At 68.8% G+C, this 26,786-nt stretch carries 29 protein-coding genes and 1 tRNA gene; 25 read left to right on the top strand and 5 right to left on the bottom strand.

Annotated features, from left to right (window positions below; genetic code table 11):
- The first annotated feature begins 148 nt into the window (after window positions 1–148).
- The 14 genes from FB382_RS07580 (at window position 149) to FB382_RS07515 (ending at window position 13,075) form a co-directional block, all read left to right on the top strand.
- Window positions 149–1,054, top strand: a complete 906-nt coding sequence (locus FB382_RS07580) for a bifunctional DNA primase/polymerase (protein WP_182538063.1) — start codon at window positions 149–151, stop codon at window positions 1,052–1,054.
- Window positions 1,051–1,332, top strand: coding sequence for a hypothetical protein (locus FB382_RS07575; RefSeq protein WP_182538061.1), 282 nt, complete (start codon window positions 1,051–1,053; stop codon window positions 1,330–1,332). The genes FB382_RS07580 and FB382_RS07575 overlap by 4 nt, the downstream gene beginning before the upstream one ends.
- A complete protein-coding gene (locus FB382_RS07570) occupies window positions 1,329–2,165 on the top strand; it encodes a serine/arginine repetitive matrix protein 2 (RefSeq protein WP_182538059.1) in 837 nt (278 codons plus the stop codon). The genes FB382_RS07575 and FB382_RS07570 overlap by 4 nt, the downstream gene beginning before the upstream one ends.
- Window positions 2,158–3,108, top strand: coding sequence for a ParB N-terminal domain-containing protein (locus FB382_RS07565; RefSeq protein ID WP_182538057.1), 951 nt, complete (start codon window positions 2,158–2,160; stop codon window positions 3,106–3,108). Before FB382_RS07570 ends, FB382_RS07565 begins: the two co-directional genes overlap by 8 nt.
- Window positions 3,109–3,198: 90 nt before the next feature.
- Entirely contained in the window at window positions 3,199–3,810 is a 612-nt protein-coding gene (locus FB382_RS07560; RefSeq protein ID WP_220481291.1) for a cell wall protein, read from the top strand.
- A gap of 3 nt (window positions 3,811–3,813) precedes the next feature.
- Window positions 3,814–5,412 (top strand): M23 family metallopeptidase, encoded by a 1,599-nt coding sequence (locus FB382_RS07555; RefSeq protein ID WP_182538054.1) that lies wholly within the window; start codon window positions 3,814–3,816, stop codon window positions 5,410–5,412.
- Between the two features lie 33 nt (window positions 5,413–5,445).
- Window positions 5,446–5,736 (top strand): DUF6112 family protein, encoded by a 291-nt coding sequence (locus FB382_RS07550; RefSeq protein ID WP_182538052.1) that lies wholly within the window; start codon window positions 5,446–5,448, stop codon window positions 5,734–5,736.
- Window positions 5,737–5,797: 61 nt separating this feature from the next.
- Complete coding sequence (locus FB382_RS07545; protein WP_182538051.1) at window positions 5,798–6,103, top strand: DUF6112 family protein; 306 nt, start codon at window positions 5,798–5,800, stop codon at window positions 6,101–6,103.
- A 24-nt stretch (window positions 6,104–6,127) separates the two neighbouring features.
- Complete coding sequence (locus tag FB382_RS07540) at window positions 6,128–7,420, top strand: TrbL/VirB6 family protein (RefSeq protein ID WP_182538050.1); 1,293 nt, start codon at window positions 6,128–6,130, stop codon at window positions 7,418–7,420.
- A 5-nt stretch (window positions 7,421–7,425) separates the two neighbouring features.
- Window positions 7,426–8,892, top strand: a complete 1,467-nt coding sequence (locus tag FB382_RS07535; RefSeq protein WP_182541405.1) for an SCO6880 family protein — start codon at window positions 7,426–7,428, stop codon at window positions 8,890–8,892.
- Window positions 8,893–8,907: 15 nt separating this feature from the next.
- Window positions 8,908–9,315 carry a hypothetical protein gene (locus FB382_RS07530; RefSeq protein ID WP_182538049.1) on the top strand — a complete coding sequence of 136 codons (408 nt, stop codon included), beginning with the start codon at window positions 8,908–8,910 and terminating at the stop codon, window positions 9,313–9,315.
- A 101-nt stretch (window positions 9,316–9,416) separates the two neighbouring features.
- The gene (locus tag FB382_RS07525) at window positions 9,417–10,799 is read left to right on the top strand and encodes an ATP-binding protein (RefSeq protein ID WP_425490059.1); all 1,383 of its coding nucleotides are present in this window, start codon (window positions 9,417–9,419) and stop codon (window positions 10,797–10,799) included.
- 30 nt (window positions 10,800–10,829) lie between these two features.
- Window positions 10,830–11,315 carry a hypothetical protein gene (locus FB382_RS07520; protein ID WP_182538048.1) on the top strand — a complete coding sequence of 162 codons (486 nt, stop codon included), beginning with the start codon at window positions 10,830–10,832 and terminating at the stop codon, window positions 11,313–11,315.
- 32 nt (window positions 11,316–11,347) lie between these two features.
- Window positions 11,348–13,075, top strand: a complete 1,728-nt coding sequence (locus FB382_RS07515) for a type IV secretory system conjugative DNA transfer family protein (protein ID WP_343055518.1) — start codon at window positions 11,348–11,350, stop codon at window positions 13,073–13,075.
- 158 nt (window positions 13,076–13,233) lie between these two features.
- Here the strand turns inward: FB382_RS07515 and FB382_RS07510 are convergent, their stop codons facing one another.
- Both FB382_RS07510 and FB382_RS07505 read right to left on the bottom strand, forming a co-directional pair.
- Window positions 13,234–14,277 carry a hypothetical protein gene (locus FB382_RS07510; protein ID WP_182538046.1) on the bottom strand — a complete coding sequence of 348 codons (1,044 nt, stop codon included), beginning with the start codon at window positions 14,275–14,277 and terminating at the stop codon, window positions 13,234–13,236.
- Window positions 14,278–14,283: 6 nt separating this feature from the next.
- Window positions 14,284–15,405 carry a hypothetical protein gene (locus tag FB382_RS07505; RefSeq protein ID WP_220481290.1) on the bottom strand — a complete coding sequence of 374 codons (1,122 nt, stop codon included), beginning with the start codon at window positions 15,403–15,405 and terminating at the stop codon, window positions 14,284–14,286.
- A 445-nt stretch (window positions 15,406–15,850) separates the two neighbouring features.
- Here FB382_RS07505 and FB382_RS07500 point away from each other — a divergent pair, with 445 nt between their 5' ends.
- The 5 genes from FB382_RS07500 to FB382_RS07480 all read left to right on the top strand — a co-directional run bounded on the left by FB382_RS07500 (window position 15,851) and on the right by FB382_RS07480 (window position 18,997).
- Window positions 15,851–16,150 (top strand): hypothetical protein, encoded by a 300-nt coding sequence (locus tag FB382_RS07500; protein WP_182538043.1) that lies wholly within the window; start codon window positions 15,851–15,853, stop codon window positions 16,148–16,150.
- A gap of 209 nt (window positions 16,151–16,359) precedes the next feature.
- Window positions 16,360–16,770 carry a single-stranded DNA-binding protein gene (locus FB382_RS07495; RefSeq protein WP_182538042.1) on the top strand — a complete coding sequence of 137 codons (411 nt, stop codon included), beginning with the start codon at window positions 16,360–16,362 and terminating at the stop codon, window positions 16,768–16,770.
- A 6-nt stretch (window positions 16,771–16,776) separates the two neighbouring features.
- A complete protein-coding gene (locus FB382_RS07490; protein WP_182538041.1) occupies window positions 16,777–17,274 on the top strand; it encodes a hypothetical protein in 498 nt (165 codons plus the stop codon).
- 112 nt (window positions 17,275–17,386) lie between these two features.
- On the top strand, window positions 17,387–17,689 hold the full coding sequence (locus FB382_RS07485; RefSeq protein ID WP_182538040.1) for a hypothetical protein: 303 nt from the start codon (window positions 17,387–17,389) through the stop codon (window positions 17,687–17,689).
- A 9-nt stretch (window positions 17,690–17,698) separates the two neighbouring features.
- On the top strand, window positions 17,699–18,997 hold the full coding sequence (locus FB382_RS07480) for a hypothetical protein (protein WP_182538039.1): 1,299 nt from the start codon (window positions 17,699–17,701) through the stop codon (window positions 18,995–18,997).
- 26 nt (window positions 18,998–19,023) lie between these two features.
- Here FB382_RS07480 and FB382_RS07475 read toward each other — a convergent pair whose 3' ends face one another.
- Window positions 19,024–20,217: a tyrosine-type recombinase/integrase gene (locus FB382_RS07475; protein WP_182538038.1), complete on the bottom strand. Its 1,194-nt coding sequence runs from the start codon at window positions 20,215–20,217 to the stop codon at window positions 19,024–19,026.
- 6 nt (window positions 20,218–20,223) lie between these two features.
- The gene (locus tag FB382_RS07470; protein WP_182538037.1) at window positions 20,224–20,454 is read right to left on the bottom strand and encodes a helix-turn-helix transcriptional regulator; all 231 of its coding nucleotides are present in this window, start codon (window positions 20,452–20,454) and stop codon (window positions 20,224–20,226) included.
- Window positions 20,455–20,906: 452 nt separating this feature from the next.
- Between FB382_RS07470 and FB382_RS07465 the strand changes: the two genes are divergently transcribed.
- Window positions 20,907–21,125 carry a helix-turn-helix transcriptional regulator gene (locus FB382_RS07465; protein WP_182538036.1) on the top strand — a complete coding sequence of 73 codons (219 nt, stop codon included), beginning with the start codon at window positions 20,907–20,909 and terminating at the stop codon, window positions 21,123–21,125.
- Between the two features lie 3 nt (window positions 21,126–21,128).
- Window positions 21,129–22,310, top strand: a complete 1,182-nt coding sequence (locus FB382_RS07460; protein ID WP_182538035.1) for a tyrosine-type recombinase/integrase — start codon at window positions 21,129–21,131, stop codon at window positions 22,308–22,310.
- Between the two features lie 103 nt (window positions 22,311–22,413).
- On the opposite strand, the gene FB382_RS07455 is transcribed toward FB382_RS07460, so the two are convergent.
- Window positions 22,414–22,487: transfer RNA gene (locus tag FB382_RS07455), tRNA-Pro, on the bottom strand.
- 242 nt (window positions 22,488–22,729) lie between these two features.
- Here FB382_RS07455 and FB382_RS07450 point away from each other — a divergent pair.
- Genes FB382_RS07450 through FB382_RS07435 form a run of 4 tightly spaced genes read left to right on the top strand, consistent with a single transcriptional unit; the run spans window position 22,730 to window position 26,786 of the window.
- Window positions 22,730–23,143 carry a TadE family protein gene (locus FB382_RS07450; RefSeq protein ID WP_182538034.1) on the top strand — a complete coding sequence of 138 codons (414 nt, stop codon included), beginning with the start codon at window positions 22,730–22,732 and terminating at the stop codon, window positions 23,141–23,143.
- A 1-nt stretch (window position 23,144) separates the two neighbouring features.
- Window positions 23,145–24,773, top strand: coding sequence for a TadE/TadG family type IV pilus assembly protein (locus FB382_RS07445; RefSeq protein ID WP_182538033.1), 1,629 nt, complete (start codon window positions 23,145–23,147; stop codon window positions 24,771–24,773).
- Between the two features lie 49 nt (window positions 24,774–24,822).
- On the top strand, window positions 24,823–25,596 hold the full coding sequence (gene cpaB, locus FB382_RS07440; protein WP_182538031.1) for a Flp pilus assembly protein CpaB: 774 nt from the start codon (window positions 24,823–24,825) through the stop codon (window positions 25,594–25,596).
- Window positions 25,593–26,786, top strand: a complete 1,194-nt coding sequence (locus FB382_RS07435; protein ID WP_182538029.1) for a CpaE/TadZ family protein — start codon at window positions 25,593–25,595, stop codon at window positions 26,784–26,786. The genes cpaB and FB382_RS07435 overlap by 4 nt, the downstream gene beginning before the upstream one ends.

The following is a 26,786-nucleotide window of genomic DNA, read 5'->3' as shown; positions in this document are numbered from 1 at the left end:
GATTCCACGCCCTGTGAGGTTGGTTCTTTGGCGGCCCCAGGAATCAGTTGGGGAACCCTCCTGACCTGCGCAAACACGCCATACCCCCACAGATCCGGCGACGTTGGGGGTAGGAAGTCGGTGATGTTCAGGCGCAAGCGTCGACGGCATGACCCACCCGACACAGCCCCCGCCACACTGGTCCACCTCGACCATGCTCCGCGTGTCCAGCGAGGCCGACCTGCGCACAGCCGCCCTGCGGTATGCGCGGCTCGGGATCCCGGTCTTCCCCTGCGTGCCTGGCGGCAAGGTGCCCCTGACACCCAGCGGGTTCCACGACGCCAGCTCATCCGAACCTGTCGTCGACTCGTGGTGGCAGCGCACCCCGGACGCGAACATAGGTCTGCCAACCGGCACCGTGTCCGGCGTACTCGTCGTCGACGTGGACGTCCACCCGGGTGGTTCCGGGTTCGAGGCGTTTGAGCGCGCGGGCTCCGCCGGGCTCGCGAGCGCCTGGGGTTGGCTGGTGCGCACGCCGTCCGGAGGGCTGCACGCCTACTACCCGCCGTCGGGACACCGCGAGCAGCGCTCATGGCACGTGCCAGGCGCTCACGTCGACTTCCGTGGCGACGGCGGCTACGTCGTCGTCCCCCCGTCCCGGATTCCGATTGACGGCCGCGGCGCCACCTACACCGTCATCGCGGTCGCCCAGCACCAACCGCGACCCATTGACGGAGCGGGACTCCGGCAGTTCCTCGAACCCCCTCGCCCGTTGGCGCCCAACACCTCGCTGCCCCGCGTCGGTAGCCGGCCAGACAAGCTGTCCGCGTGGGTGGCCAGCCGCCCGGAGGGCGCGAGGAACCACGGACTCTTCTGGGCCGCCTGCCGGATGGTCGAGAGCGGTCACGAGCTGGGCACCACCCTGGCCGTCCTCGGCGACGCGGCACGGTCCTCCGGCCTCCCTCAGCGTGAGGCGGAGACGACGATTCGCTCGGCGTACCGGATCGCCTCGCGACTCTCCCCCGCGAGCAGCCCACACCCGACTCGGGCGGCTGAGCAGGTGATCGGGCTGTGAACACAGACGCCTACTACGAACGCCGCCTCCCCCAGCCCACGTCGGCCCCGGACCCGGGGCTGACCGAGGCCGAGCTCCTCGCCCTCGGCGACCCCACAGTGATGGGCGCCTCGGCCTTGCATCCCCCGCCGACCCAGTCGACGGGGCAACGATCGATCGTCTGGGTGAGGCCCAGCGACCTCGCCACCACCGGGATCACCCCGCTCCTGGAGCGTTCCGCCCCGCAGCTGGCCCGCCACCGGCCACCGCGCCTGACGCAGGAGGGAGTCGGGAGATGAGCGCCGACTTCCGCCGCGCCGAGGGACTGCGGACCCTGCTGCTGCGGCTTGAGGACGAGGGTCCTGATGCGTGGCGTCACGACGCCGAGGCCGCGGACCTCATGCGGTTCACGATCGAGAAGTACGGCGCTCTCGCGCGCAAGCACGGGCTGCAGCCGGAGGACGCCGCCGTGGCCGCGTTCGAGGTCATGCGCACCCGGGCGGTGCGAACGGCACTCGATCCCTGGGCCGTCGTGACGCGCGCCGTTCAGGTGACCCTGATCGCCGAAGAGCGAGCCAACGGGCTGCTCTGCTCGACCTCCCGGGCACGCCGGCTCGCGCAGAGCGGACAGCACGATGCCGAGCGACTGTCCGAGAGAGAGACCCCGCTGTACGAGTTCCACCCCGCGTTCCGGGTCCCGGCCGCACAGGACGCCATCGAACTCGACAACCCGGCCCTGCCGACCGAGGACCAGACGGGTGCGTACCAGGCCGTGGACACCACGATCGCGCTCTTCGTGGCGCTCGGTTGGCCACCCGACACCGCCCGCGCGGCGCTCGAGTACGTCAGCGCTCGCCTGATCGAGGCGGGTTCTCGCTCCAACGCCCACGAGGTGCTGCGCCGCGACCAACACGCCCGCGCCCTCCTCGACCTCGACCGCCGGGCGTGGGCGACGTTGTTGCGCGTCGTGCTCGGAAGTCCGAACAAGGATCTCGAACACACCGCCGCCGGCCGAGGACTCCTGCTCCGCCTCCTGATCGACGAAAAGCTCGACGAGCTCCTCGCCGACGACGAGCTGGTCGCGTCGATCCATGGCAGCGGTGCCCGCGGGGCAGGGAGCGCTCATGCCTGACGGGGGCCACATCGAGCTCGAGCGGAGCGTGGAGTCGATCGCTGTCGGCGTTCGCCACCGTCAGGACCTCGGCGACCTTGCTCCTCTCGTCGCATCGATCGACAGGCTCGGGCTGCTCCAGCCAATCACCATCGCGCCGGACGGCACCCTTCTCTGCGGTCGCCGCCGTCTGGAGGCCATCCGGCTGCTGAGGTGGCAGAGCGTCAAGGTGTGGGTGCGTTCGGGCCTGTCCGATGAGCTCAACAGTCTCCTGGCGCAGCAGGACGACAACCTGCTGCACAAGCCGCTGTCCGTGCTCGAGGCAGCGAGCCTCTACCGAGAACTCAAGGTGGTGCTCGCCGAGGACGCCGCCCGGCGGCAGCGCGCGACCCAATTCGGCGCCCCCAATCCCGCGGAAGCACCCGGTGGTGCCGAATCGGCACCACCGTCCCCACCCGGGAAGTCCCGCAGGCAGGCCGCGGAGCTGGTCACCGGAACGGCGGCCTACAACCGACTCGAGCAGGTCAACGGGCTCGAGGACATCGCGGCCGACGAGACCCAACCCGCCCCCGTTCGCGGACTCGCGGCCACGGCCCTGCACAGCATCCGCGACGGCTCGGCCGTGAACCCGTGGTTCAACGAAGTCAGGGAGATCCGCGACGACGGCAGAGCGATGACCGACGACGAGCTCGAGCGTCTGGCGCAGCAGGCGCTACAGCGGATCGACAATCCCGTCAGGCGGCGGCCCGTCTCTGCGGCACGCCACAAGCGATCCACGCGAGCTTTCGTGCACACCTGGACCGACATGGACGGCTGGTCATCGGCGTACGACGCAACCGAGATCGGCGCCGCGTTGACCGACCAGGAGTGGGCGCTGTTCGACCGGGTGCTCCAGGAGACGGTCAGCTTCCACCAGGCCGCACAGCGTCGGCGCACGGCGCCCCCGGCGACCGCGGCCGGGTGAGCTCCGATGCTCAGCCGCCCCAGTGACGGGTCCCTGCGATGGCGTCGTCTGCGCATCGCCGGAGTGACCGTGGCGGCGGTCGCAGCAGCGGTGGGCACCTGGCTGGCCATCACGAGCCGGCCCTCGAACCCGCCGCCCGGATCCGCGCCGCCACCCGCCCTCGAATCCGCCATCGACCCCGTCACGCCGATCCCGCACCCTGCCGGAGTCGCTGAGTCCCTCAAGCCGTTGGCGAAAACGAGTAGCCCGGCTCGGTTCGCGGAGGCCGTGGCGCACGCGCTGTTCGACTGGGACACGACATGGCCGGCCCCGGTGAGCGACTACACCGGGCGGCTGTTGGCCGTTGCCGATCCCACGGGCGAGGAGTCCCCCGGTCTGGTCGCCGACATCGCGTCCTACCTACCCACGACCGGCTCATGGGTGTTCCTCAAGCAGTACTACACACGCCAGTGGCTTGAGGTCTCCTCGGTCACCGTCCCCGAGCTGTGGACCCAAGCTCTCGCCGAGGCAGGCCCGGGCAGCCTGGCGCCGGGCACGACCGCGTACACGATCCGGGCAGTTCGCCACCGCGCCGGAGTCTGGGAGGACGAGCCCGTCAGCTCCGCCCACGACGTCGCCTTCACGATCTTCATGGTCTGCGAACCGTCCTATCCGGCCTGCCACCTGTTGAGGCTGTCGCGTCTCGACGAGCCGCTGGACTGACCGATGTCGAAGGCAGCCGTCGGCCTCGGCCTGCTGGTGCTCCTCTTCGGCCCGGCATCGGCCCTGCTCAGCCTCGCCGCGGTGCTCAACCCGGCGGCCCAGGCCTCATGCCGGCCGAAGACCGCCATCACCGTCGGGGCTGTGCCCGACCATCTCCTGGCCACAACCACGGGCGGTGTTGCCGTCCGACTCCAGCGGACCCAACTGCAGCGCGCCGCCACGACCGTGTCCGTCGGTCTGGCCGCCGGCGCCGGTCGCGACGGAGTCGAGGTCGCGCTCATGGCGGCCCTGACGGAGTCGTCACTGCGGATGCTGTCCAACGCCGCGGCGTACCCCGAGTCGGCCACGCTGCCCAACGATGGCGACGGCTCCGACCACGATTCTCTGGGGATGTTCCAGATGCGGCCCAGCACTGGCTGGGGAACGGTCCGGCAGCTGATGGAGCCCGACTACCAGGCGCGTGCCTTCTTCGGTGGCCTCGGCGGTCCGAACCACGGGTCGCCTCGCGGTCTCCTCGATATTCCTGGCTGGCGGCAGTTGGCGCCTGCGGCGGCGGCCCAGGCCGTCGAGGTGTCGGCTTACCCCGACCGGTACGCCACATACGAGCCTGTCGCTGAGGCGATCCTTCGGGCCCTCACCAGCAGTGCAGGTGGTGGTCCGCTCCCTGGTGGTGAATCCACACGGGTCGTCTTCCCCTTGCCGGCCGGGACGTGGCATCGGACCGACGCATTTGGGCCGCGCACCGACCCCGTGACCGGCCAACCAAGCCTGCACACCGGTGTCGACTACGCCGCGCCGGCGGGCACGCCCATCCTTGCGGTCGCCGACGGACGCGTCGTGTTCGCTGGCGCCGTCCCTTCCGGCTATGCCCACCTGATCCTGATCCAGCACCGGCTCGGCGGCCGTGAGGTCGTCTCGGGCTACGCCCACATGTACGCCGAAGGCATCGGTGTCCGCGAAGGACAGTCAGTCACTGCGGGCCAGCAGATCGGTGTCGTCGGGGCGGACGGAAAGGCCACCGGACCTCACCTGCACTTCGAGATCCGACCTGGTGGGCCGGACGCTACGCCGATCGACCCCGAGCCCTGGCTCGCGTCGCACGGTGCCGCGAACCTCTCGGGGGCAGCGACGGCACCAGCCGCCGGCTGTCCTGGCTCCTCGATGGCGGACGCGACGGCCTACCCGGGCGGCAACCCCGACCGGATGGTCGACGACCCCACGTCGAACGGACAGATCACCGCGCGCACCGCCTATGTGCTCGCGCAGGTGCGTCGTCGATTCCCGAGCACTTCCTGGGCGTGCTGGAGGGCCGGCAGCTCGCGATCCGAACATCCACAGGGGCGTGCCTGTGACGGCACCTTCGGCAACTCGATCGGTCAGGCAGCCACCGGCCACGCCCTCGAGCTGGGCTGGCAGGTCACCAACTGGCTCAAGGAGAACGCCCGCACCCTCGGGATCGAGTACCTCATCTGGCAGGGGCGGATCTGGTCGGTCGCCCGGGCCTCCGAGGGCTGGCGACCCTACGACGGCGGGGGCCTCCACGATCCCCACACCGTGACGGGAGGTCATTACGACCACCTCCACTGGACCTGCGCCCGGTAGCCCACTCGGGTCCCCCGTGAGCACCTCCACCGCATGAAGGACATCTCGTTCCCCGGCGCCTCCGTAGGCCCGAACTTCGATGCGGTGGGTGGATCCGTCGAGCTGCATCGAATCGTGGGAGCCCTGCTGACCTACGGCGTGCTCATCGCCGTGCTGATGATCGTCGTCTGTGCCGTCGGATGGGCGATCGGTTCCGCGAGCGGCAGCTGGCAGACCGCGGCCAGGGCAAAGACCGGCCTGTTCGTCTCGTTGTTCGGTGCAGTCCTGACCGGCGGTGCACTGGCCTGGGCGAACTGGCTGCTCCATCTCGGCGCAACCCTGTGACGCCGGACGCCACGACGTACCTGCCTCTCGGCACCCGTCGTTCCGCAGTGGAGGAGTGAGCATGTCGACCTACAGCCTGGTGGCCCTGCTACCGCTGGATGTCCGGATCAACCCGAACTCCGACGGCCTACCCGGCATCGGCCAACTGCGGTCGATCGTCGGAGCAGCAATGACGATCGGACTGATCCTGGCTGTCCTTGCCTTGATCATCTCGGCCATCGCTTGGGCGCTCGGAGCGAACTCCTCGAACCCGCACCTGGCGGGCCGGGGCAAGTTCGGCGTGCTCGTCGGCCTTGCCGCCGCGATCATCTGCGGTGCCTCCGTGGGCCTCGTGAACTTCTTCTGGAACGTCGGCCAGTCGGTCTGACCAGCTCGAGGAAGGGACTCAGAGATGGGCGTCTGCGACGTTCCGGTGGTCGCGCATGTGTGCGACTCCGCGGGAGAGGCCGCCGCGAGCCTTGTGACGGCACCGTTCGACTGGCTGGCCGAGGGCATGGGCAACGCCGCGAGGTGGATGTTCGAGAGCGTCTGGCAGGTCTTCGACAGCACCACCATGGTCGACATCACCAGCGGCGACTTCACCAGCGTCTACAACATCTTGTTCGGCGTCGCCGTGTTCGTCATGGTGGGTTTCTTCGTACTCCAGGTGATCGGCGGCATGGTCCGCCGCGAGCCCGCCGCTCTCAACCGCGCGGCGCTGGGGCTGGCCAAGTCGATCCTCGGATCGTTCGTGGCCCTGACCCTGCTCACCGCGGCGCTCCAGGTCACCGACCAACTCTGCGTCGGGATCGTGCACGCGGCCGGGACAAACATGGAGCAGATGGGCGGTCGAATCTCGCTCATGGCCGCGGGACTGACGGACCTGAACGTTGCCGCGCCGGGCGCCGGGGCGATCATCACGATCTTCATCTCGGGCCTCGCCATCGGCGCCGCGGTCCTGGTGTGGATCAGCCTGCTCGTGCGCAAGGCCCTGCTCTTGATCGCGATCGTGTTCGCGCCGATCGCGCTCGCGGGCTCTAGTTGGGATCACACCCGGGCCTGGGTGAGCCGGTGGGCGTCGTTCGTCATCGCATTGATTCTCTCCAAAGTGGTCGTCGTCGTGATCTTCCTGCTGGCTACCGCCCAGGTGTCGGCACCGATCGACGCAGACCTGCAATCGGTCAGTCAGCCCATCACCGGAGTCGTCCTCATGCTGATCGCCGGGTTCGCGCCGTACCTGGCCTACAAGGCGATCAGCTTCATGGGCTTCGACACGCATCACGCGACGTCGGCCGAGCAGGAGGCAAAGCACGCCCTGAATCGTCCGCTGCCCATCCGGATCGGCGGACGCGGGGGAATCGACCCGCACAAGGTGTTGGGCGGTTCAGCACACGGTTCCGGGGACGGCGTCGGGAGCCGAGCCGCCACGCCCTCGCCGCCCTCGGTGGGAAGCAGTGGGCCCGGGGCTACCGCGATGCCCTCAGGATCAGCCGCGAGCGCCCCCGCCGCTGCCGGCGGCCGCGCCGCCGGTGCGGTCGTGGCCAAAGAGGCCGCGACCGCAGGTCCCCGGACGGGCGCCCACCTGGGCGCGGCCGCCGCTCATCAGTCCGAAGCAGCCAGCGGGTCCCAGCCAGCCCCCTCGCTACCCCTTCCGCACGCGGCGGACCCTGCCCTCGCGCCTGCCAGCGCCCCGAGGGATGCGTGAACGAGATGGCTCAATCGCTACCAGGACCGTCGGACTACGCCCTCACCCCGATCAAGTTCTCCCGGCTCACCCAGCGGGGCGTGATCCTGGGGTTGTCTGCATCGCAGCTCGTCGTCGTTGGGATCGGTGCGGCATCCCTTGTCCTCTGCCTGTACGCCAGCGGAGGCTCCGCCCTCCTTGCCGCGACGCCCGTGATGGTGATCTGCAGCGTCCTGGCGTGGGTCGGCGTAGGTGGCCGGACGTTGGTCCAGTGGCTGCCCGCCGCGGCGCATTGGCTGTGGCGCTCCTCCGGTGGGCAGCTGCAGTATCGGCGGCGGATCGCCACGCCCCGCCCGGCGGGAACCCTGGCGCTCCCGGGCGACGCCGCTCGACTGCGTCAGTGGCTTGATCGCGAGACCGGAGCCGTAATGGTCCACGACCCCCATCAGGGGACTCTCACGGCGATCGTCGAGGTGTCCCATCCCGCTTTCATCCTCCTCGATCCCGCCGAACAGGAACGCCGGGTCGTCGGCTGGGGCCGGGTTCTCGCCACCACGTGCCGCTCCGGGCGCCTTGCGTCCCTGCAGCTGCTGGAACGCACGCTCCCTGATTCCGGGAAGGGCCTTGCGGAATGGTGGTCCCGTCACGGGACGCACGACGGCACCTGGACGTCGACGACGTACGCCGAGCTCATCGACCGTGCCGGCCCCGCCGGAGAACGGCATGCCACCACGATTTCCCTGTCACTCGACATGAAGCGCGCCAGCCGTGCAATCCGTGCCGCCGGGGGCGGCAACCGGGGCGCCGCCGCTGTCCTGCGACAGGAAATGGCCACCATGCTCGCTGCCCTGCGCTCAGCAGACCTGACGCCCTCGGGCTGGCTCACCCCAGGTGAACTCGCGCTGATCCTGCGATCGGCGTACGACCCGGCCGTCGCCGGTGCCCTCGAACGCCACGGCGACCTCGGACGCGACCTGGCCACGGCCGGCCCGGTTGCCGTCACCGAGAGTTGGGGCAGCCTCCGCAGCGACTCCGCCCACCACTGTGTCCTGTGGATCAGCGAGTGGCCCCGCACCCTGGTCTATCCAGGGTTCCTGGCTCCAGTTCTGCTCTCCTCGGGGCTACGGCGAACCTTCTCCCTCCTCTACACCCCGATCCGAACCGATCAAGCCGCCCGAGACATCCGCCGGAAGAAGACGGAGTACATCTCCGACGCGGCCCAACGCCAACGCATCGGCAAGATCGAAGACGCCCAACAGTCGGCCGAGTTCCAGGACGTGCTCCAACAAGAAGCCGACCTCACCGCAGGTCACGGCATCCTGCGAGCAACCGGGCTGGTAGCCGTCAGCGCAGACGATCCCGACGAGCTCGAGCGGGCCCTGTCGGCGATCGAACAGGCCGCGATCCAGGCCTCATGCGAGACCCGGCGGCTCTGGGGCCAACAGGCTCAATCATTTGCCGCCGCGGCACTTCCGTTGTGCCGACCCGTATGAAACGGAGGAGGACCGATGACGACCATCCACTCAACGTCCGTGAACACCGAGGGTCCCGGCGAGGCGCTGCAGGACCTGGCGCGCAGGGTGCAGTCGATCCATGACCCGAGGGAGATCTCCAGCGTGCTCGGCTCGGTCTCAGCTGGGCTTGCCGTTCTGGCGCAAGCGCTCCATCAGCTGGGGCAGTTCCACGACGGGCCAGCGCGAGAGCGAGCCTGGACGAACGGAAGTTCACGGACGGGGACGGCGGCGTCATACCGGGTTTCGTGGGAGCTGCATCGCGCCGCGGAGATCATCCATCAGGTCTCCACCGGCCTGGATCGTGCGCATGAGGTCGAGGCAACCATCACGTACGCAACCGAACATTCCGCTGAGTTGCCCGATGTCGCTCGAGCGGTGCCGGAGCGGGGATTGCTGTTGTGACCCGCTGGCAGGACACCCGACTGCACTCCGCCGTCCTCGTCTCACCCAACCGGGAACGACGCCGCGACCGAAGGTCGCGCCGAGCAACAGCCCAGGCTCTCGTGACCCAGGACCGGGAAGCTCGCCGAACTGCAGAGAAGGCGAAGTCCGAGGAGCTCTCGGCCGAACGGCGCGCGACCGTCGCACTCCCCCGCTCCGGTGAAACCGGCCCGGCTGCGCTGCGGACACCCGGCCGCCTCCGACTCCCCCGCCATCAGGACACCTCCGCCACCCTCGCCGGCGCCTACCCATTTCTGGCCGAGGGCGGACTCGGCAGCGATGGGGTATTCGTCGGCCAAGACCTCTACAGCGGCGGTTCCTTCGTCTACGACCCGTGGGTGCTCTACTCCTCCGGCCTGATCACCGCCCCGAACGTCGTGCTCGCCGGGATAGTCGGCTCCGGCAAGTCCGCCCTCGCGAAAAGCCTCTACACCCGCTCTATCCCGTTCGGGCGGCGCGTCTACGTGCCGGGTGACCCAAAGGGCGAGCACACCGCCGTCGCCGAGGCTGTCGGCGGCAAAGCGATCGCTCTTGGCCACGGCATGGCGAATCGTCTCAACCCGCTCGACGAAGGACATCGCCCACGTGGCGTGGACGACGCACAGTGGACAGGGCAAGTCACCGCACGACGGCGAGCCCTGATCGGTGCACTCGCGGAAAGCGTGCTCGACAGGACCCTGACCCCGCTCGAGCACACCGCCGTCGACGTGGCGCTGAGCAACGCGGTGCGCGAGGCCGACGCACCCGTCCTGCCCATGGTGGTCGATCGACTACTCCAACCCCCACCGGCCGACGACCCGGGCGGTCGGCTCGCCGAGGACGGCCGCTTGGTGGGGCATGCCCTGCGCCGACTGGTCGCCGGCGATCTCGCCGGGCTGTTCGACGGGCCCAGCACGGTCCGGTTCGACCCGAGCCTTCCGATGATCTCCCTCGACCTCTCCCGCGTCACCGAGAACGCCACCCTGATCTCGGTGCTCATGACCTGCGCCTCGGCGTGGATGGAGTCCGCCCTGCTCGATCCCGACGGAGGGCAGCGGTGGGTTGTTTACGACGAAGCGTGGCGGCTCATGTCGCATCCCGCGCTGCTGAAGAGGATGGATGCGCACTGGCGGCTTGCGCGGCACTACGGCATCGCGAACCTGCTGATCTTCCACAAGCTTTCCGACCTCGACAACGTCGGTGACCAAGGCTCCGCGATGCGAGCACTTGCCACGTCACTGCTCGCCAACGCCGAGACCCGGGTGGTGTACCGGCAGGAGTCCGACCAGCTCGGATCGACCGCTGCAGTCCTCGGCCTGACCGGCACGGAACAACAACTGCTTCCCACCCTCGGCACGGGCCAGGGGTTGTGGCGGATCAAGCACCGCACGTTCGTCGTCCAGCACCAGCTGCACCCCTCGGAGCTCGAGTTGTTCGACACCACCGGCCGCATGACCGGGGGCTGACACCCACCTGTCTCCGCAAAGGAGGAGGCCATGAACGCCGGCAATATGCACCGAACGTACGGCGCCACCCGAGGAGAATCGGGGGTCCCGGTGGTGATGCCGCAGGTCGAGGTCGGCTTCGGCGCCGACGGCTCGGCACGCGTCACGGTGGAGCAGTCGCCCTACGACGACGGTCCTGTGAGCCGCAACGACCTGGAAGGTCTCCTCGGCGAGATCGCGACAACTCATGGCCCCATCCGAGTGCTCGTCACCGAATCCGACGGCTCGCAGTTCACCGACATCGTGCTACCTGGGACAACGCGTCATGGCACGGCGCCACCAACTCCGGGCGCCGATGGGAGCGGCTTCCTGCCGGATGAGGACATCGCAGTGGCCTTCATCGTCGCCCACCGACAAGCAGACGCAGCCGGCCACGCGAGACTTCGACTGCCCCCTGCGGCTGTGCAGGGCATGGCCGGATCCGTCGTCCTGATCGGCCGCACGTCCGGCAGGTGCATCATCTGCGAGATGGCGTGAGACGGCGCAGTGGTCCCGTCGATGACGGGCTGGTGAACCTCGGGCTCCTCGTCCTCGGATTCGTTGGCGCCGTCGCGGCTGTGCTCAGGGCAGCCGGCGAACTCGCCGCCTGGTTGTCCGGAACCAAGCCACCCTCCGGCGGGTTGGCAGCCGGAACGCGGGCCCTCGTCGATCCCGCGCACCCGGACATCGCCTTCGGAACTACTGGGATGTCGCCCGTCGTGTTCTGGTCAGTGTTGGCTGCGTTGCTCACCTTCGTTGCCGGGTGCGCGAGCGTTGCCTGGCGGTTGATCAACCGGATCCGCAGATACAACCGACGCGATCCTCGCCGCATCATGGGTGTGGCGACGGCTCACGACGTCATCCAGACGGCGTCGAAACGAGCCCTGCTCGCTCGAGCGACGAGTCTGCGTCCCAGCCTGTCCAAGCCACGGGCCGAGGACGTCGGTTACCTCTTGGGGAGGTCTCGCGGACACGAGGTGTGGAGTTCCGTGGAGGACTCCACCCTGATCCTCGGCCCTCCTCGCTCCGGCAAGGGACTTCACTTGGTGATCAACGCGATCCTCGACGCGCCCGGTGCCGTGATCACCACCGCAACTCGACCGGACAACATTACGGCCACTCTTCGGGCGCGGGAGCGTGTCGGCCCGGTGGCCGTGTTCGACCCCCAGCGACTGGCCGAGGGAATGCCCGCGGGGCTGCGCTGGTCCCCGGTGAGGGGATGCGATGACCCGCTCACCGCCATGATCCGAGCCGCCGGGCTCGCGTCCGCCACGGGCCTCTCCGCCGGCGGTGTGGAGTCCGGCGGGTTCTGGGAAGGCAAGACCCGCACCGCGCTGCAGGCCCTCCTGCACGCCGCCGCCCTCGACCGGCGTACGGCGCGCGACCTCTTCAGCTGGACCCTGTCACCGTCGGCCGCTGGCGACGCAGTCGCGATCCTCGCCAGCAACCCGTCCTCCGCAGTGGGCTGGGGCGACTCGCTGGAGTCGATCATCTACAGCGACCCGCGCACCCGCGACTCGATCTGGATGGGCGTCTCCCTGGCCCTGTCCTGCCTCGGGGACCCACGGGTGCTCGACGCGGTGAGTCCACGCCCCGAAGAAGAGTTCGACCCGCGCGAATTTCTGACCGGCAACGGCACGCTGTACTTCTTGGCGACCGGGGCAGGCGCTGGCGCCTCATGGTCACTCGTAGCCGCGTTCATCGAGGACCTCGTCGAGACAGCGCGCCACCTCGGTGCCGCCTCGCCAGGCGCCCGACTCGATCCGCCGGTGCTCCTCGCGCTAGACGAGATCGGCAACCTGTCGCCCCTGCCCTCGTTGCCCGTGCTGATGGCCGAGGGCGGTGGTACTGGCATCACCACCATGCCGATCCTGCAATCGCTGTCCCAGGCTCGCCACAAGTGGGGCGATCACGCCGCCAGCGCAATCTGGGATGCCTCCATCGTCAAGGTCATCCTCGGCGGGAGCTCGTCCGCTCGCGACCTCCACGACCTCTCAACGCTCATCGGCGAGCGCGACGAGCGAACCGACACGATCTCCATCGGTGATGACGGCTCGCGCTCCTGGCAGCGATCTACGCGCCGCCTCCCGATCATGCCCCCAGAAGCGATCCGCACCCTCCCGTTCGGGACTGGCCTGGTTCTCCTTCGGAGCACTCCTCCACTGGTTACCGACCTTCGACCCTGGACGACACGCGACGACGCACGCAGGCTCACAAGTGGTCGCGCCAGCCTCGAAGAGGGACTCCGGCGGCGTTGACCAGTGGGCGGCGACGACCAGCGGACGGAAACTGAACCAACGGCTCTTCGGGGACGCATTTCCGACGCATTAAGGTGCCGCCCCACTCCGCCCAGAATGGGCCACGCCGGAAGAGGCGAAGCGCGCATCCGCGCGACGACAAGGCCAAAGGACCACACCTAGAAGAGCATCCCCTGCTGGGTCTGGTCTGCGCGAGCGGTGCGAGTCGCACGTGCCCGCACGACGGGCTTGGCGTTCTTGGCGGCCTTAATGGCGATGATCCGGTGGATGTCGCGCTCGCCCTGAAGCCGCAGCGTCGCGCGGGAGACAGTCCATGTGCCGTCGCGGTTGTCGGCTGCCAGCCCGGCACGCGCAAGCAACGCGAGAGCCGCCTTGACCTCGCTGGCGCGGCCCGTGCCGAACTGGTCGCGCAGCGTCTGAGCGATGTCCGCAGGGGTGACCTCGATGGGTTCAGCGCCAGCGCCGCCGTACTCGGTGGGCCAGTGCGCGGTCCACAGGTGAGTGGCCAAGTACAGCGGCTTGATGGGGTCGTTCATGAACTTCCGCCTGGCCTTGATGTGGTTGAACCGATCAGCGGTGACGTTGTTGACCCGGGTGAGGAAGTGCCCGATCGTGCTCGGGTCGTCGGCCTCCGGCAGCACGCCGTTGGCAGGGTCCGGGAGGTGCTGGAGCGTATACCGGTACTCGTCACGGTCCGCCGAGCGGCTGAACTGTGCGATGACCGGCGCCTTCCGCGGGTTGTAGTCGTGATCGGCGTTGAGGTAGCGGTCCTTGATGATGCGCTGGACGGCGGCCAGCCCGACATCACTGGGCACCAGTTGCAACACGTCAAGGTCGCTGACCTCCACGAGCGTGCCTGCCTCGTCGATGGGCAGCTGCGTTAACTCGGCGTACTTCCCGATCTGTCGGCACGCCTTGTCGATGCTGTTGTCGTGCATGGCCAACTTGCTGATCTCGCCGACCAGACCAGTGCCGTCCTTGAAGACGACCGTGAAGTCAGGGGTGAGCGTGACCTCGCTTCCGTCCTCCACGGTCACCTTGATCCTCGGGAACCGTTCGAAGTGACGAACCGTGTCAGCGATCTCGGTGACCTGCGTGAACAGCCACTCGAAGGCGCACACAACATCGACGTACTGGTCGTAGATGTTGAAGTCATCGAGCAGATCTTGCAGTGCGATCGCACCGCTCTTGGCCCCCGCCACTGTCTGTCAGCCGACTAGGTCGAAGATCGACACCGGCTTCGGTGGAGCGGACTCGCGTAGGTCGTCCGCCTCGAAGTAGGTCCCCAGGTCTTGGGCGATGCGTGTGAGTGACCCCATGCTGGCTCGGAAGCCTGGGTGAATCTCGATCGCGTCGGGCTGGGTGACGAACAGGTCGTAGTTCGAGCCGTCGCGGTTGTCGGTCACGACGACGTGCAGGTATGGGTTGCGGTGCACAACTGCGAACGAGATGTCGCTGGTGCCCTCCAGCATGTGGATGACCTCACCGGTCGCCTTGGGGTCGGTGAACAACGGCGCGGCCAGCCGCACCTCGATGGGCTGCTTGGGCGGTTCGTGGACGACCCGTGCGCGGTTCGAAAGTAGTTCGCGTCGACGCGATGCAGCGAGTGCCAGGCGGGACAGGACGCGGTTCTCGAACACCTCGAACTCGCCGCGGTAGAACGTGGCCCCGGCGATGCGCCGCAGCAGGACGTCCATCACGTCGCCCACGTGCAGGTGCAGGGTCCGCAGGGCAACACCTTGCGACTCGGCCTCCTCCACGATCTCGCGGTGGTCCGGCCGTAGGTCGCCGCCCATCAGCGCCCGGAAGCCTCGGTTCCACGACGATCGGTCCGCCCGCACACGCCCGGACGCGCGCTGGACCTCGACCTCGTCGTGCTCAGACAGCGCAGCCCCGATGGCCACGTAGTCGTCGTGGTCCAAGAAGCAGCGCACCACTTGTGGGGCGGCCTTGCTCACCCATCGGTCGACCTTGTCCCATCGGGGATCCGTCGACGGGATGGAACCGATCAGGTGGAAGACCCCCTCGAAGGCCGTGGGCCACGCCGACAGCACAAACGGCCCGCGGTCATCCTCAACCCGCAGCACGGACACCCCACCAACTGTCAGCGCCGACGACAGGAGGTTCGTCGGGTGGATGACGTCCAAAGGGTTGGAGTCCTCGACGAGGATTGTCTCGACCACTACGTGCTCGCGCGGCTTGCCCTCACAGGCGTCAACGAGGTCGCGCAGCGGCTGCAAGTGCCCCTCGTTGGCCTGCTTCCACAGAAGCGCGTCGAACCGTGCAAGACCGCTGGTGTCTACGACGTGCATCGGTCCCGACGTGCCCATCGCGCTCACCCCCGTTGGTCGGTCCCAGGTCCGTATCGGGTCCAACCGGTCCCGGCTTGACCGACCCTAGCGTTCTCTCGATGCGACGGCAGCAGGATCTGTCGCCACCAACCCAAGCTACGTCTGACCGCCGACACCAACGGATCTGCCGCGAGGAGTGCGTCACTCCGCCGCAACGGGGCGCACTCACTGTGGCCGGGCAGGAGTCGTCCCCGGCCCCTGCCGGGCGCTCGGAGGATGCGCGCAGCAGAGGCCAGCGAGGGGGCCAGGGCGGAGCAACGCCGTGACCCCCCGGTCATCAAGCTGATGGGTACCCGTGGGTAACGGAAGCCGCTGTGACCTGCTTCACCTGCGAGGCGCGGAGTGGCCCAGATCAGTAGGTCCAAGGGGCGGGCTACTCCCCGGTAGGCCGTGCCGTTCGAGCGCCAGAACCTAGCCTCCGAATGTGGTCGACCTCAGGCATCCCAGTTGCGATGTGTGCCGAGCCATCGTTCCCAGGAACCTGATGCGCTTCCATCGGGTGTGGCACGAGACCCAGGCTGATGGATCTACTCGGTTCTTTGATCAGGACGTCAATCCCGACATCGCCCAGGTCCTTGAAGCGGTGGCGGCTCTTCGGGCGGTTCCTCCCGTCTCGGCCAGGGCGGAATTCGTTGAGGACCTACGAGCGCGGCTCATGGCCGAGGCGCTCGAGACCACGCCCCGCTCGCTGTCCGTCCTGACGGCCGGGTCCGAAGGCGAGTAGCGAGGCGGCGGCCCAAGCCACAGCCTCGTCCCCATCAACAGTGACGTGTGTTGGGTGAGGCCAGGGCACTGGTCGGCCCCGACCAGCCTGTGATCCCGCGCAGTGAACGTCCGCTCCTCGAGCGTGCACCGGCTGACTGGGGTGGTGGCGCGTACCTGTCTCCCGAGAGCGGTGGCTACCCGCGGCCCCGCCCAGCACCGGGAGTCCAGATGTCGATCCCCACCCAGATGAGCTTGGCCGGCTTCATCGCCACCGCCCCCGCCCTGCACTTCTCCAAGACCGGGAATCCTCGCTTCCACGCCCGCGTGGGATGCGAGCACTACCGCAAGGAGGTCGACGGCACCTTCACCAAGCTCGACCCGACCTTCCATGACCTGGTCATCTTCAACGACACGGCGCTCTCGGCCTACGAGAGGTTCAGGAAGGGCGACTCGTTCCTGGCCAGCGGCTACGTCCACGAGTACGAGGTCGAGTCCGACGACACGACGCTGATCCGGGACGAGTTCGTCGCCAGGCGCATCGGCCACGACACCCAACGCACTAGGTACGAGGTCCGCCGCCGCGACGTCGCGCCCACCGGCGCGACCCTGGCGACGCCTCCCCCGGCTGTCGGCGTTTGAGCCGTCGTGTCCCTGACCGGCCCAGCCACCCATCGTGAGTTCCCGGCGGGCGGCCGGGACATCCCCGACAGTCCGATCAACTGGTTGCTGCTGAGCGCCGACGAGGCGCGCTCGGAGCTGCTGGACCTCGACCGCTGGGTCACCTTCCTTCGCGTCGCCTACGGCCTGCCGCCCACGATCGTGCCGCCGTCGTGGCACCGCCACGACGAGCTCATCTGGGAGCTGTCGGCGCTGCACCTGCACTGGCTGAACAGCTACCACCCCGATGCTCCGCTGTCCGCGCCGAACCATTGGCACCAGGACTTCGCTGCGGCGCGGGTGCGCCTGCGCGAGTGGGTCGCGACGAATGGCGCTCGCCTGGACCGGGACCGGCCGACGCGAGTGACCCCGTGGCCCGGTGAACGGCCCGCGGCGGTCGGCGGCGAGGTCGAGGTCGTCGACCGCGCCGAGGACTTCCGCCGGTTCCTCGAGGAGGACTTCGAGAAGCGCCGCAACCGGAGCTGAGGACCCACAGAGGTGCCTGTGGCGCACCTGTCCACAGGACCCACCACGCGTGCCGGCCACCCGGCCGAGCGCGCCCGACCCTGAGGCATCCACCCGTTCGAAGGGATCCGTCATGTTGCTCGCCCACGCGGTCGCCCTCGCCGAAGCGCGCGCCTACCTGGCCGCCCTGGCCGACCAAACCGACACGCTCGAGGCCTCGCAGGCCTACGAGCGCACCCTGCACTACCTCGACTCGATCCACCCGGACGTGCTGCCGACACTCGACGTCGGCGGCGCGATCACCGACCGCACCGGACTTCAGGTGGTGGCTGAGTCGGCGGTGGAGGAACTCGTCGACCACGGCGTGGACGCCCTGCAGGTCGAGCTCCTGCTCGCCATGCTCGACGACGCTCGCGCCCTCGACGCCCCGGTATGAGGCCGAGCGATGTACGGCGAGAACGCCGGCGCCCTCCGCACGGAGCTGTCGACGCTGCTCCGCCAGCACCGGATCCAGCAACGCATCGGCGGTCCCGGGATCCACACGGTGCCCGTGACCACCACTGACGCGGAGCGCGAGCAGATGGGCCGGCTCATCCAGCGCTACCGCTATGGCGTGCTCACGTGGTGCCGGCAGGCCCTGACCTTCCCCGGTCCCGACGTCGGCGTGAGCCGGCGGGGCCGGGCTGCCGCCCAGGACGTCGAGCTACGGCGTCGACTCGAGGCCACCTTCGTCGCGTCCGGCGCATCGCTCCCGACGTTGGCCGAGCTCACGACGCCGCACCGGTTCGCCCTCGTCGACTCCTGGCGGCTCGCCGCCCGGGCCGCCGCACTCGGCGAACACGATCTCGCCGGCGACATGGCACCCGGCCAACTCGACATCAACCAACGCCTGACCATCGTGAAGGACACCGCCGAGATCATCCGGGGTCTGATCGTGCTGGACCGGCGCTACGACAACGTCCCCGGCTGGGAGTCACTGGTCGGCAGTACCAGGCTCGAACGGGCGGCCGATGCGTGCGCCTTCCTCACCGCCGAGGACTACACAGTCGACCGCCGAGGTTGGCGCCCGCCAGCGACGACCCTCGACGGCCCCGTCCGACCGGGAATCGCCGGAGTCATCCAGGCCGAGCACAACGTGCTGATCCACCTGAACCGCTTCCCGAACGCATTGAACTTCAGGCGGCTCCTCGACTCCCAGCGCGAGCTCTCCACCCTGCTGGCCGCACGAGCCACAGGTGCCGAGCCCGGACTGTCCGCTCGGTGGCATCGCCGCGGAGAGACCTACCGGGCCCTCCAGCGCCAGGCACGCAGCCTCGGCGGGTACGTCGGCGCGGGCAACCAGGCTGTTGCGGAGGCCGCCAACGCAATCAGCCGACTCCAGCGACTTCCCCGCGACACCACGCTCGGCCAGCGCACCATCCGTGACATCTCGACGCTGTTCGACGCGATTGACCTGCGGCTGGCCGACACCTTCGAGAATGGATCCCGGGAGCGGCTCTACTTCGTGGCCACCAGGCTCCCCCGCATCGTCGACAACGACGGACAGGCGATCCACGCCGTCCGCACGCGCTACGTGCCCATCACCGAGCCGATCCACGCCGACCTCCGACGCCTCGTCCGCGACCAGCTGCGCCCCCGGGCCCGCCAGACCGACACCCCGTCAGGCGCCACCGGCAGCCGCCGCGAGCTGAGCGAGGCAATCCAGCACCGTCCACCGTCACGGGCGCCTGGCATCGACCTGTGACCCCGGCTCGGGCTGACGGGGGAACCTTATCCGTCCTCCCGCTGCCACCTGGGCGCCAGCGACTCCAGGATCTCGGCCGTCACCGGATTCACCTTCTCGTCCGGCTCGATGTAGTGCTGCTTGGTGATCTGGGAGGAGGTGTGGCCCAGCATCTCCGCCGCCAGGTCGGCGCCTCCGGCCCGGTCGAGCACCGTGGCAACCGTCCGGCGGAACGAGTGCGGCGTGACCCCAGGGATTCCCGCCTCGGCCAGGATGACCCGGAGCCGGCGACGTACGTTGTTGGTGGTCAGCGGTGTGCCGTTGCGGCTGGCGAAGATCAGGCCCTCAGGGTCCTGGTGGGCCAGGAGGACCAGCCGCTGACGAAGCACCTCGGCGGTGAAGCTCGGCACCGACACCGTCCGCGTCGACTTCGCGGTCTTCGGCGCCGGCTGTCGGTGCGTCGGCTTCCCGGTGGGCGACACGATCGTGCCGCAGATTCGCACCGTCGCCGGCGCGCTCGTCACGTCGACGTCGCACCTGCGGATCGCCAGCACCTCTCCGATCCGGGCCGAGGTCCCGAGCATGACCTCGATGATGGCCTCGAGCTGGCCGTCGGGCTTCGGCCCCGACAGGCCGGTCCCTCGACGCCACTCGCGGACCGCCCGCCGGATCGACTCCACCTGGGAGGCGGTCAGGGCCATCGCGGTCGACGGCGGTCTGCGGAGCCGGCTGGTGTCGCGGACCGGGTTCTTCGGGATCGCGTCGTACCGGACCGCCAGCCCGAAGACCAGGCTCAGCACCGTGCGGGCCTGCTTGGCGTAGCTGTAGCTCTTGTTGGCGGCCAGCGACTTGATGAACTGGTCGACCTTGCGGACTGTGATCTCCCGCAGCGTGAAGTGCTCGAACGCCGGTAGGACCACCTGGCGCATGTTGCGCTCGTACAGCGCCCGGGTGCTCGGGGCCAGCCGGCCCTCCAGGTCCAGGTCCTCCAGCCAGACCTCGACGAGTCTGGCGAAGGTCGAGTCGCGGGTCAGCTCCCCCGACGCGACCTGGCTGGCGCGTTGGGCCAGCACCGCCTTGAGGGCCCGTTCGGCCGCCTTGTGACTCGCCCCGCTGGCCGAGACCCGGCGTACCTGCCCGTCGTCGTCGCGGTAGCGGGTCCGCGCCCGGACCCGGCCGCTGGCTGTCCTGACGTAGCTGACCTCGCCGAACGTCCCGATCGGGATGCGCGGCCTAGCCATCGCGGGTCACCGACCGGGTGTGCCGCGCCCCGGTTCCGGCTCGCGCTGTTGGGCCAGCCAGGCGTGGACGTCGCTGAGGAAGAACCGGAGCTGGCGTCCGACGTGGACCGCCCGGGGTCCTCGGCCCGCGGTGCGCCAGTCGTAGAGCGTCTTCACCGGCACGTGCAGGTAGTCCGAGAGCTCCTCGAGGCTGATCAGCGGCTCGAGGGCGCTCGTCGTGGGCGTTGTGGTCTCCATGCCCCGAAGGTGGGCGCGGGTTCCCGGTCGACCCGGGGACTCTCGGAACCGGTCGGCGCTCGGAGCGCGGATCGGGCCGCAAACCCGTTTCTGGACCGGGTTTGTGGACAGTTTTTGGACACGGGATCAAATCTCAAATGCTTTCAGGCCCGGAATCCGTGGATTCCGGGCCTGAACTTTGTAGCGGGGGCAGGATTTGAACCTGCGACCTCTGGCTAAGAGCGCAAAACACAGCAACTTCGATCGCAACCCGACAACCGACGTCCGGCAGCAGCAGAGGGCGCCGCGAGCGCCTCGCCGGTCGGGTCCCGTGGACACCGCTGGCCCGCGTGGCACCTGCGTTCGCTCCAGAGAGTCGAATACGGATCAATTCTCCACAGCCTGCGCGGTGTGGGCTGCACACCTTCGGTTACGAGGGCAAACCTGTCCTCGTGATCACGAAGGAGCACACGATGAGTACCACCGTCGACACCAGCCACGAGAGCATGATCCTCACCATCGACGAGGCGGCGGCCTACCTCGCAATCCCGAAGGCGACGCTGTACACCTGGCGGACCCGCCGGGCCGGGTTCGGACCACGCGCCGTGAAGATGGGCGGTTGCCTTCGGTACCGGCGCGCGGACCTCGACGCCTGGATCGTCGAGCACCTCGAGCCCGCGGCAGGCGAGTAGGCCATGGCCAGGCCACCACTCCCCCTCGGCACCTGGGGGACCATCACCACCGAGAAGATCCGCGACGGCAGCTATCGAGCACTGACCCGGTTCCGTGACACCGACGGCAACACTCGTCGCGTCACTGCGACTGGTCCTAGCAAGGCGGCTGCGGAGCGAGCGCTTCGAGACGTCCTGGGCACGCGCACCGCGCCAGCAGGTGAGCTCCTCACGGCAGAGACCCGGCTGATCGACCTCGCCAACCTGTGGATCACTGGTCTCGAGGCCGAAGGACGGATCGAGCAGACCACCATCAACGAGTACCGCCGGGTGCTGGACAACCTGGTGTTACCCAGTGTCGGTGGGCTGAAGCTCCGCGAGGCCACCACGGGGCGGCTGGACCGGCTCCTGCTGAGGTTGCGCGATCAGAGCGTGAACCGACAACGCAAGGCCAAGGTCGTCCTCGGGGCCATGCTCGACCTCGCGGTCCGACACGACGCGATCCCGATGAACCCGGCCCGCGGGACGAGCCGGGTTCACCGGCCCAAGCAGGAGACCAAGGCCCTGCGGGTCGAGGACCTGGTCGAGATCCGCGCAGCCGTACGCCGGTGGGTCAACGCCGACCGCCCCGGACCCAAGGCCACCGGCGACATGGCCGACATCATCGACCTGATGCTTGCCACCGGTTGTCGCATCGGCGAGATCCTGGCGTTGCGCTGGAGCGACCTGAATCTCGACGGGGATCTGCCCACCCTGTCGGTGTCGGGGACGATCAAGACCGAGACCGGCAAAGGCACCTACCGGAAGGCCACACCGAAGACGGACACCAGCCGGCGGACGGTCGTACTCCCCCGGTTCGCTGCCGACCTGCTCCGGGTACGCCGGGAGTTCGCGACTCCGAACGAGAACGACGCCGTCTTCGCGACCCGCAACGGCACCTGGCATCAGGTGGTCAACATCGAGCGGCGGTGGCGGCAGATCCGCAAGGACACCGGTTACGAATGGGTCACCCCGCACACGTTCCGCAAGACGGTGGCGACGCTGATCTCCGAGGCAGCGACGTCCGAGCTCGCCTCGCGCCAGCTCGGCCACTCCTCGAGCCAGGTCACCCGAGACCACTACATCGCCAAGCCACCGGTTTCGGCCGACCTCTCGAAGGTCCTCGAGCGGCTCAGTGAGAGCGACCATGCGAGTTCGGATTCGTAGGCCGTGAATCGTTTACGACTAGTAAACGACCATTCTGGGCATCCACGTCAAAACCAAAACCGCCTCTGATCTGCGTTTCCGCAGGTCAGAGGCGGTTTTTCGGTCGGGCTGACAGGATTTGAACCTGCGACCCCTTGACCCCCAGTCAAGTGCGCTACCAAGCTGCGCCACAGCCCGAAGGCTCCGTGGTGTCGACTCGCTCGACCACGAATGCGACTGAACCTTAACGCAGGCCGAACAGAGACACGGAATCGGGCTCGGCGTGCCGGACCTCCGGCCGCCGCCGACTGGTCTGTACGCCGTCGGGCCGGACGGACCACCCCGTCACCCAGATTGGGGATCGCTCTCCCAACCCTCCTCTGAGGCACCCCTCGCTGTCCCTACCTTTCGCTGGGGCTGAAAGATCGAGGGGGGAACCGATGGGGACCATGCAGCGCCGGCGCCACGCCGAGCGAGGAGCCGCAGCAGTGGAGTTCGGGCTGGTCGCCCTGCTCCTCGTGACCTTGCTGTTCGGCATCATCCAGTTCGGCTTCTGGTTCTGGGCCTGGCAGTCCGCGGGTCACGCCGCACGGGAGGCCTCGCGGATCGCCGCGGTCACGCCCTGCGACACCGCGAAGATCACCACCACCGGCACCAACGACCTCAACGGCACACCCAAGAACACCACGCCCACCGTCACGGTGACCAAGGGCTCACCGGTCAAGGTGGGCGACACGATCACCGTGCGCGTCCAGTTCACGACCCTCAACCTGGGCTTCTTCCCGGGCTACACCGGCAACATCGACAAGAGCTCGACCTCGCGGGTCGAGAACGTGCCGGCCGGGGGTTGCTGACATGACCGCTCGACGCAAGCAGGACGAGCGCGGCGCGGTCGCCATCCTCGTCGCCATCCTGGCCACAGTGCTCCTCGCCGTCGGTGCCATGGCCGTGGACATCGGCGAGGCCTACGCCAAGAAGTCGCTCCTCCAGACAGACGTCGACCTGGCGGTGCTGGCCGCCGCGGCGCAGCTCACGACCGGCGGCAACACGTGCAACCCCGAGGTGGTCCAGGCCGCGACCGACTACCTGAGCAAGCCCGAGAACATGGTGCCCGGGCAGTACGCCCTCAACCTCGGCGGCTCGCCCGGTGACCTCGACGGCTACATCTCGTGCAACAACTGGAAGGTCACGCTGTGGGCTCCACGGAGCCACATCGAGTACACGCTCGCCAAGACCATCCCCGGCGCCCCGAACGGCATCGACGTCACCTCGACCGCCGCTGCGCAGATCAAGTCCGCGGGCCAGCTCGCGACGCTGCCGTTCTTCGCGGTCAAGGGCTGCGACTCGGGCCAACAGAGCATCCGCAACGACAGCCAGACCCCGGCCACGCCGGCGCTGACGCCGCCCTCGGGGAACCCGACGCTCAACGCCACGTTCACGATCAGTCCGACCGCCGTGGCGTCCGGGCTCAGCTCGCAGAACATCACCATCACCGGCAACGGGTTCAACGGCGTGACCCAGGTGTGGTTCAGCAACGCAGCAGGCGCGTCGATCGTCTCGCCGACCACGTTCAGCCCACCCCTGAACAACTCCACCACGACGTTCACGGTCGGTGTGCCCTCAGCGGTGCTGGCGGTCGACGACACCTGGTACGTCCGGGTGAAGACCGCCAGCAAGTGGTCGCCGGAGTCCAGCGCCCAGACGTTCAGCGTCGGCCCGCCCAAGCTCTACTGCGACGCCAAGAACGAGGGCAACTTCGGCACCCTCGACATCCCCCGGACCGACACCAACAGCAACGTCCTGGAGTGGAACATGATCAAGGGCATCCAGCCGACGCTGGCCATCCACCCGCTCCCCAACGGCGAGTGCAGCGGCCAGCCGGGCAGTGTGGAGTCCACCAAGACCCCCGTCAACGGCACCAACTGCGTCTCGACCGAGCCGGGCCTGAAGATCGCCGAGACCAACCAGGGCCTGATCACCGGAGCCGGCGGACTCAAGGGCCGCCTGGACGCGGACTCCACGAGCAACTGCAGTCGCAACGGCAACAGCGCGCGGACCACGACGCAGATCAAGGGCATCAACATCAACGACGACCTGCTGACCTGCTTCATCATCAATGGCGCCTCGATCAACGACCTGGTCGCGGGCAACTCGGTGGGGACGGGCGCACTGTCGTCGGACATCTTCAAGTCACCCCGGTTCTTCTGGCTCCCGGTCCTGGACACCGACCCGAGCACGGGCAAGAAGTCCTGGCCGATCATCGGCTTCCGTCCCGGCTTCATCTCGGACCAGTCCCTCAGCGCCACCCATGCCGGTCCGGGCTCGATCTCCGCCCTCGACGGCCTCGAGCAGGACTCGTCCGGCATCCGGGAGCTCAAGGTCATCCTCTTCGACGTCAAGGCGCTGCCGGAGTTCGCTCCGACCGTCGGCGGCGAGTCCGACTACACCGGCTCGGGCCCCAAGGCTCTCGTCCTCGTCGAGTGACGACGCGACCACCTGACCGACACCACTTCACCCGACAAGGACAACCACCATGGCACGACGAACCATCCTCTTCTGCGTCGCATTCGTGATCGCGGCGCTCGGGACCACGATGGTGGTCCTCTACGTCCAGGGCATCGACGCCCGCGCCACCGAGGGCCAGGCCCTCGTCGAGGTCCTGACGGCCACCGACGTGGTCAAGGCCGGCGAGAGCGTGTCCGACGCCGAGTCCGCCGGCAAGTTCGAGAAGACCCGCGTCGTCCGCGACGACGTCGTCGAGGGGGCCCTCAGCTCCACGACGTCGATCGCCGACGAGGTCGCGCTCGGCACGATCTACCCGGGCCAGCAGATCATCGGCCAGCAGTTCGGGTCGGCGCAGACGGTCGACACCCTGACCATCCCCGACGACAAGCTGGCCGTGAGCGTCGAGCTGACCGACCCGGCCCGCGTCGCCGGCTTCGTCTACCCGGGCTCGTCCGTCGCCATCTTCGCCTCGGCCGACCCGGAGCTCTACAAGGCGGACGGCACCACCCAGAAGCTCTCGCCCGTCACCCGCCTCCTGCTCGCCCAGGTGGAGGTCATCGGCGTCGGGGACACCTCGGTCTCCCCCACGACCACGACCAGCAAGGGCAGCAAGACCACGGAGCAGATCCCGCGCACGATCCTGACCATCGCCGTGACCCAGGCCCAGGCCGAAAAGGTCATCTACGCCGCCCGCAACGGCGACCTGTCCTTCGCGCTCCGCACGGCCAAGTCCAAGGTCGTCGACGGTCCCGGAGTCACCGCCCGCGACATCATGCCCGAGGTCTTCGGGGGCGTGCGATGACCGTCCTCGTCGAGCAGGACCCGACCCTCGTCGACCTGCTGCGCGCCGCAGTCAGCGACGGTGTCTCGGTGCTGGCCGGCGTCGACCAGGTGGAGGACCACCTGCGCCGGCACCGCGGCGAGCACGTGGTGGTCCTGGGGCCCTCGGTGTCCGACGTGGACGCCGCCGCGTTCGCGGAGCAGAACCGGGTCCTGCGCCCCTCGCTCGGCGTCATCCTCGTCCGGCCGGCCGTCGACAGCACCGTGCTGGCCGACGCGCTCCGCAGCGGCATGAGCCAGGTCGTCGAGACCCGCGACGGCATCGGCCTCCAGGACGCCGTACGCCGGGCCCAGGAGCTCGCCCTCGCCATGGACGAGGGCCGCCGGCAGCACGTCGAGCCGAACGCCAAGGGCTCGCTGGTCACCGTCTTCTCGACCAAGGGCGGCGTCGGCAAGAGCCTCGTCGCGACCAACGTCGGGGCGGCCCTGGCCGACCAGGGCCACCGGGTCTGTGTCGTCGACCTCGACGTGCACGGCGGCGACGTCGCGATCATGCTCCAGCTCACTCCCCAGCACACGCTGGCGGACCTGGCGCGGATGCACGGCGCGCTCGACGCAGCCGGCGTCGAGTCCCTGCTCACCCAGCACTCGGAGCGGTTGTTCGTCCTGGCCGCGCCGGTCCAGCTCGGCTCCACCGTCCCGGCCGAGTCGATCGGCTCGGTGCTCGCGATCCTGAAGGGCCTCTTCGACATCGTGGTGGTCGACACCTCGGGTGCGTTCGACGACTACGGGCTCCACGCCTTCGACCACAGCGAGCTGCTGGTCCTGGTCGGCACCCTGGACATCCCCGCCCTCAAGAGCCTCAAGCTCGCGGTCGGCACGCTGGACCTGCTCAACTTCCCGCGCGACCGCTGGCGCCTGCTCCTCAACCGGGCCGACGCCAAGGTCGGGCTCTCGATCCAGGAGTTCGAGGACACGCTCGGCCTCAAGGTGACGGCCAGCGTGCCGTCCAACCGTGACGTGCTCGCCGCCGTCAACCGCGGAGAACCGATCGTGCTCGCCAAGAGCACCCACGAGGTCAGCAAGGTCCTGTCCTCCTTCGCGACCGGGCTCGCCCGCGACCTCTCCCTGAACCCCGAGGCAGCCGAGCCGCCTCGCCGCTCCCACCGCGCCATGCTGCGACGCGGATCCCGTTCCGAGAAGGTGGCCTGA

Origin of the sequence: Nocardioides ginsengisegetis (assembly GCF_014138045.1) — a bacterium.
GTDB classification, from domain to species: Bacteria; Actinomycetota; Actinomycetes; order Propionibacteriales; family Nocardioidaceae; genus Nocardioides; species Nocardioides ginsengisegetis.
Note: the sequence above shows the minus strand (reverse complement) of the source record. Positions and strands in the feature narration are given on the sequence as shown.

Bases quoted from the DNA above. Each gene is read 5' to 3' on its own strand.
- FB382_RS07580 (WP_182538063.1), top strand. From the start codon at position 149: ATGACCCACCCGACACAGCCCCCGCCACACTGGTCCACCTCGACCATG.
- FB382_RS07570 (WP_182538059.1), top strand. From the start codon at position 1,329: ATGAGCGCCGACTTCCGCCGCGCCGAGGGACTGCGGACCCTGCTGCTG.
- FB382_RS07565 (WP_182538057.1), top strand. From the start codon at position 2,158: ATGCCTGACGGGGGCCACATCGAGCTCGAGCGGAGCGTGGAGTCGATC.
- FB382_RS07555 (WP_182538054.1), top strand. From the start codon at position 3,814: ATGTCGAAGGCAGCCGTCGGCCTCGGCCTGCTGGTGCTCCTCTTCGGC.
- FB382_RS07550 (WP_182538052.1), top strand. From the start codon at position 5,446: ATGAAGGACATCTCGTTCCCCGGCGCCTCCGTAGGCCCGAACTTCGAT.
- FB382_RS07545 (WP_182538051.1), top strand. From the start codon at position 5,798: ATGTCGACCTACAGCCTGGTGGCCCTGCTACCGCTGGATGTCCGGATC.
- FB382_RS07540 (WP_182538050.1), top strand. From the start codon at position 6,128: ATGGGCGTCTGCGACGTTCCGGTGGTCGCGCATGTGTGCGACTCCGCG.
- FB382_RS07535 (WP_182541405.1), top strand. From the start codon at position 7,426: ATGGCTCAATCGCTACCAGGACCGTCGGACTACGCCCTCACCCCGATC.
- FB382_RS07530 (WP_182538049.1), top strand. From the start codon at position 8,908: ATGACGACCATCCACTCAACGTCCGTGAACACCGAGGGTCCCGGCGAG.
- FB382_RS07520 (WP_182538048.1), top strand. From the start codon at position 10,830: ATGAACGCCGGCAATATGCACCGAACGTACGGCGCCACCCGAGGAGAA.
- FB382_RS07505 (WP_220481290.1), bottom strand. From the start codon at position 15,405: ATGGGCACGTCGGGACCGATGCACGTCGTAGACACCAGCGGTCTTGCA.
- FB382_RS07495 (WP_182538042.1), top strand. From the start codon at position 16,360: ATGTCGATCCCCACCCAGATGAGCTTGGCCGGCTTCATCGCCACCGCC.
- FB382_RS07485 (WP_182538040.1), top strand. From the start codon at position 17,387: ATGTTGCTCGCCCACGCGGTCGCCCTCGCCGAAGCGCGCGCCTACCTG.
- FB382_RS07480 (WP_182538039.1), top strand. From the start codon at position 17,699: ATGTACGGCGAGAACGCCGGCGCCCTCCGCACGGAGCTGTCGACGCTG.
- FB382_RS07475 (WP_182538038.1), bottom strand. From the start codon at position 20,217: ATGGCTAGGCCGCGCATCCCGATCGGGACGTTCGGCGAGGTCAGCTAC.
- FB382_RS07470 (WP_182538037.1), bottom strand. From the start codon at position 20,454: ATGGAGACCACAACGCCCACGACGAGCGCCCTCGAGCCGCTGATCAGC.
- FB382_RS07465 (WP_182538036.1), top strand. From the start codon at position 20,907: ATGAGTACCACCGTCGACACCAGCCACGAGAGCATGATCCTCACCATC.
- FB382_RS07460 (WP_182538035.1), top strand. From the start codon at position 21,129: ATGGCCAGGCCACCACTCCCCCTCGGCACCTGGGGGACCATCACCACC.
- FB382_RS07450 (WP_182538034.1), top strand. From the start codon at position 22,730: ATGGGGACCATGCAGCGCCGGCGCCACGCCGAGCGAGGAGCCGCAGCA.
- FB382_RS07445 (WP_182538033.1), top strand. From the start codon at position 23,145: ATGACCGCTCGACGCAAGCAGGACGAGCGCGGCGCGGTCGCCATCCTC.
- cpaB (WP_182538031.1), top strand. From the start codon at position 24,823: ATGGCACGACGAACCATCCTCTTCTGCGTCGCATTCGTGATCGCGGCG.
- FB382_RS07435 (WP_182538029.1), top strand. From the start codon at position 25,593: ATGACCGTCCTCGTCGAGCAGGACCCGACCCTCGTCGACCTGCTGCGC.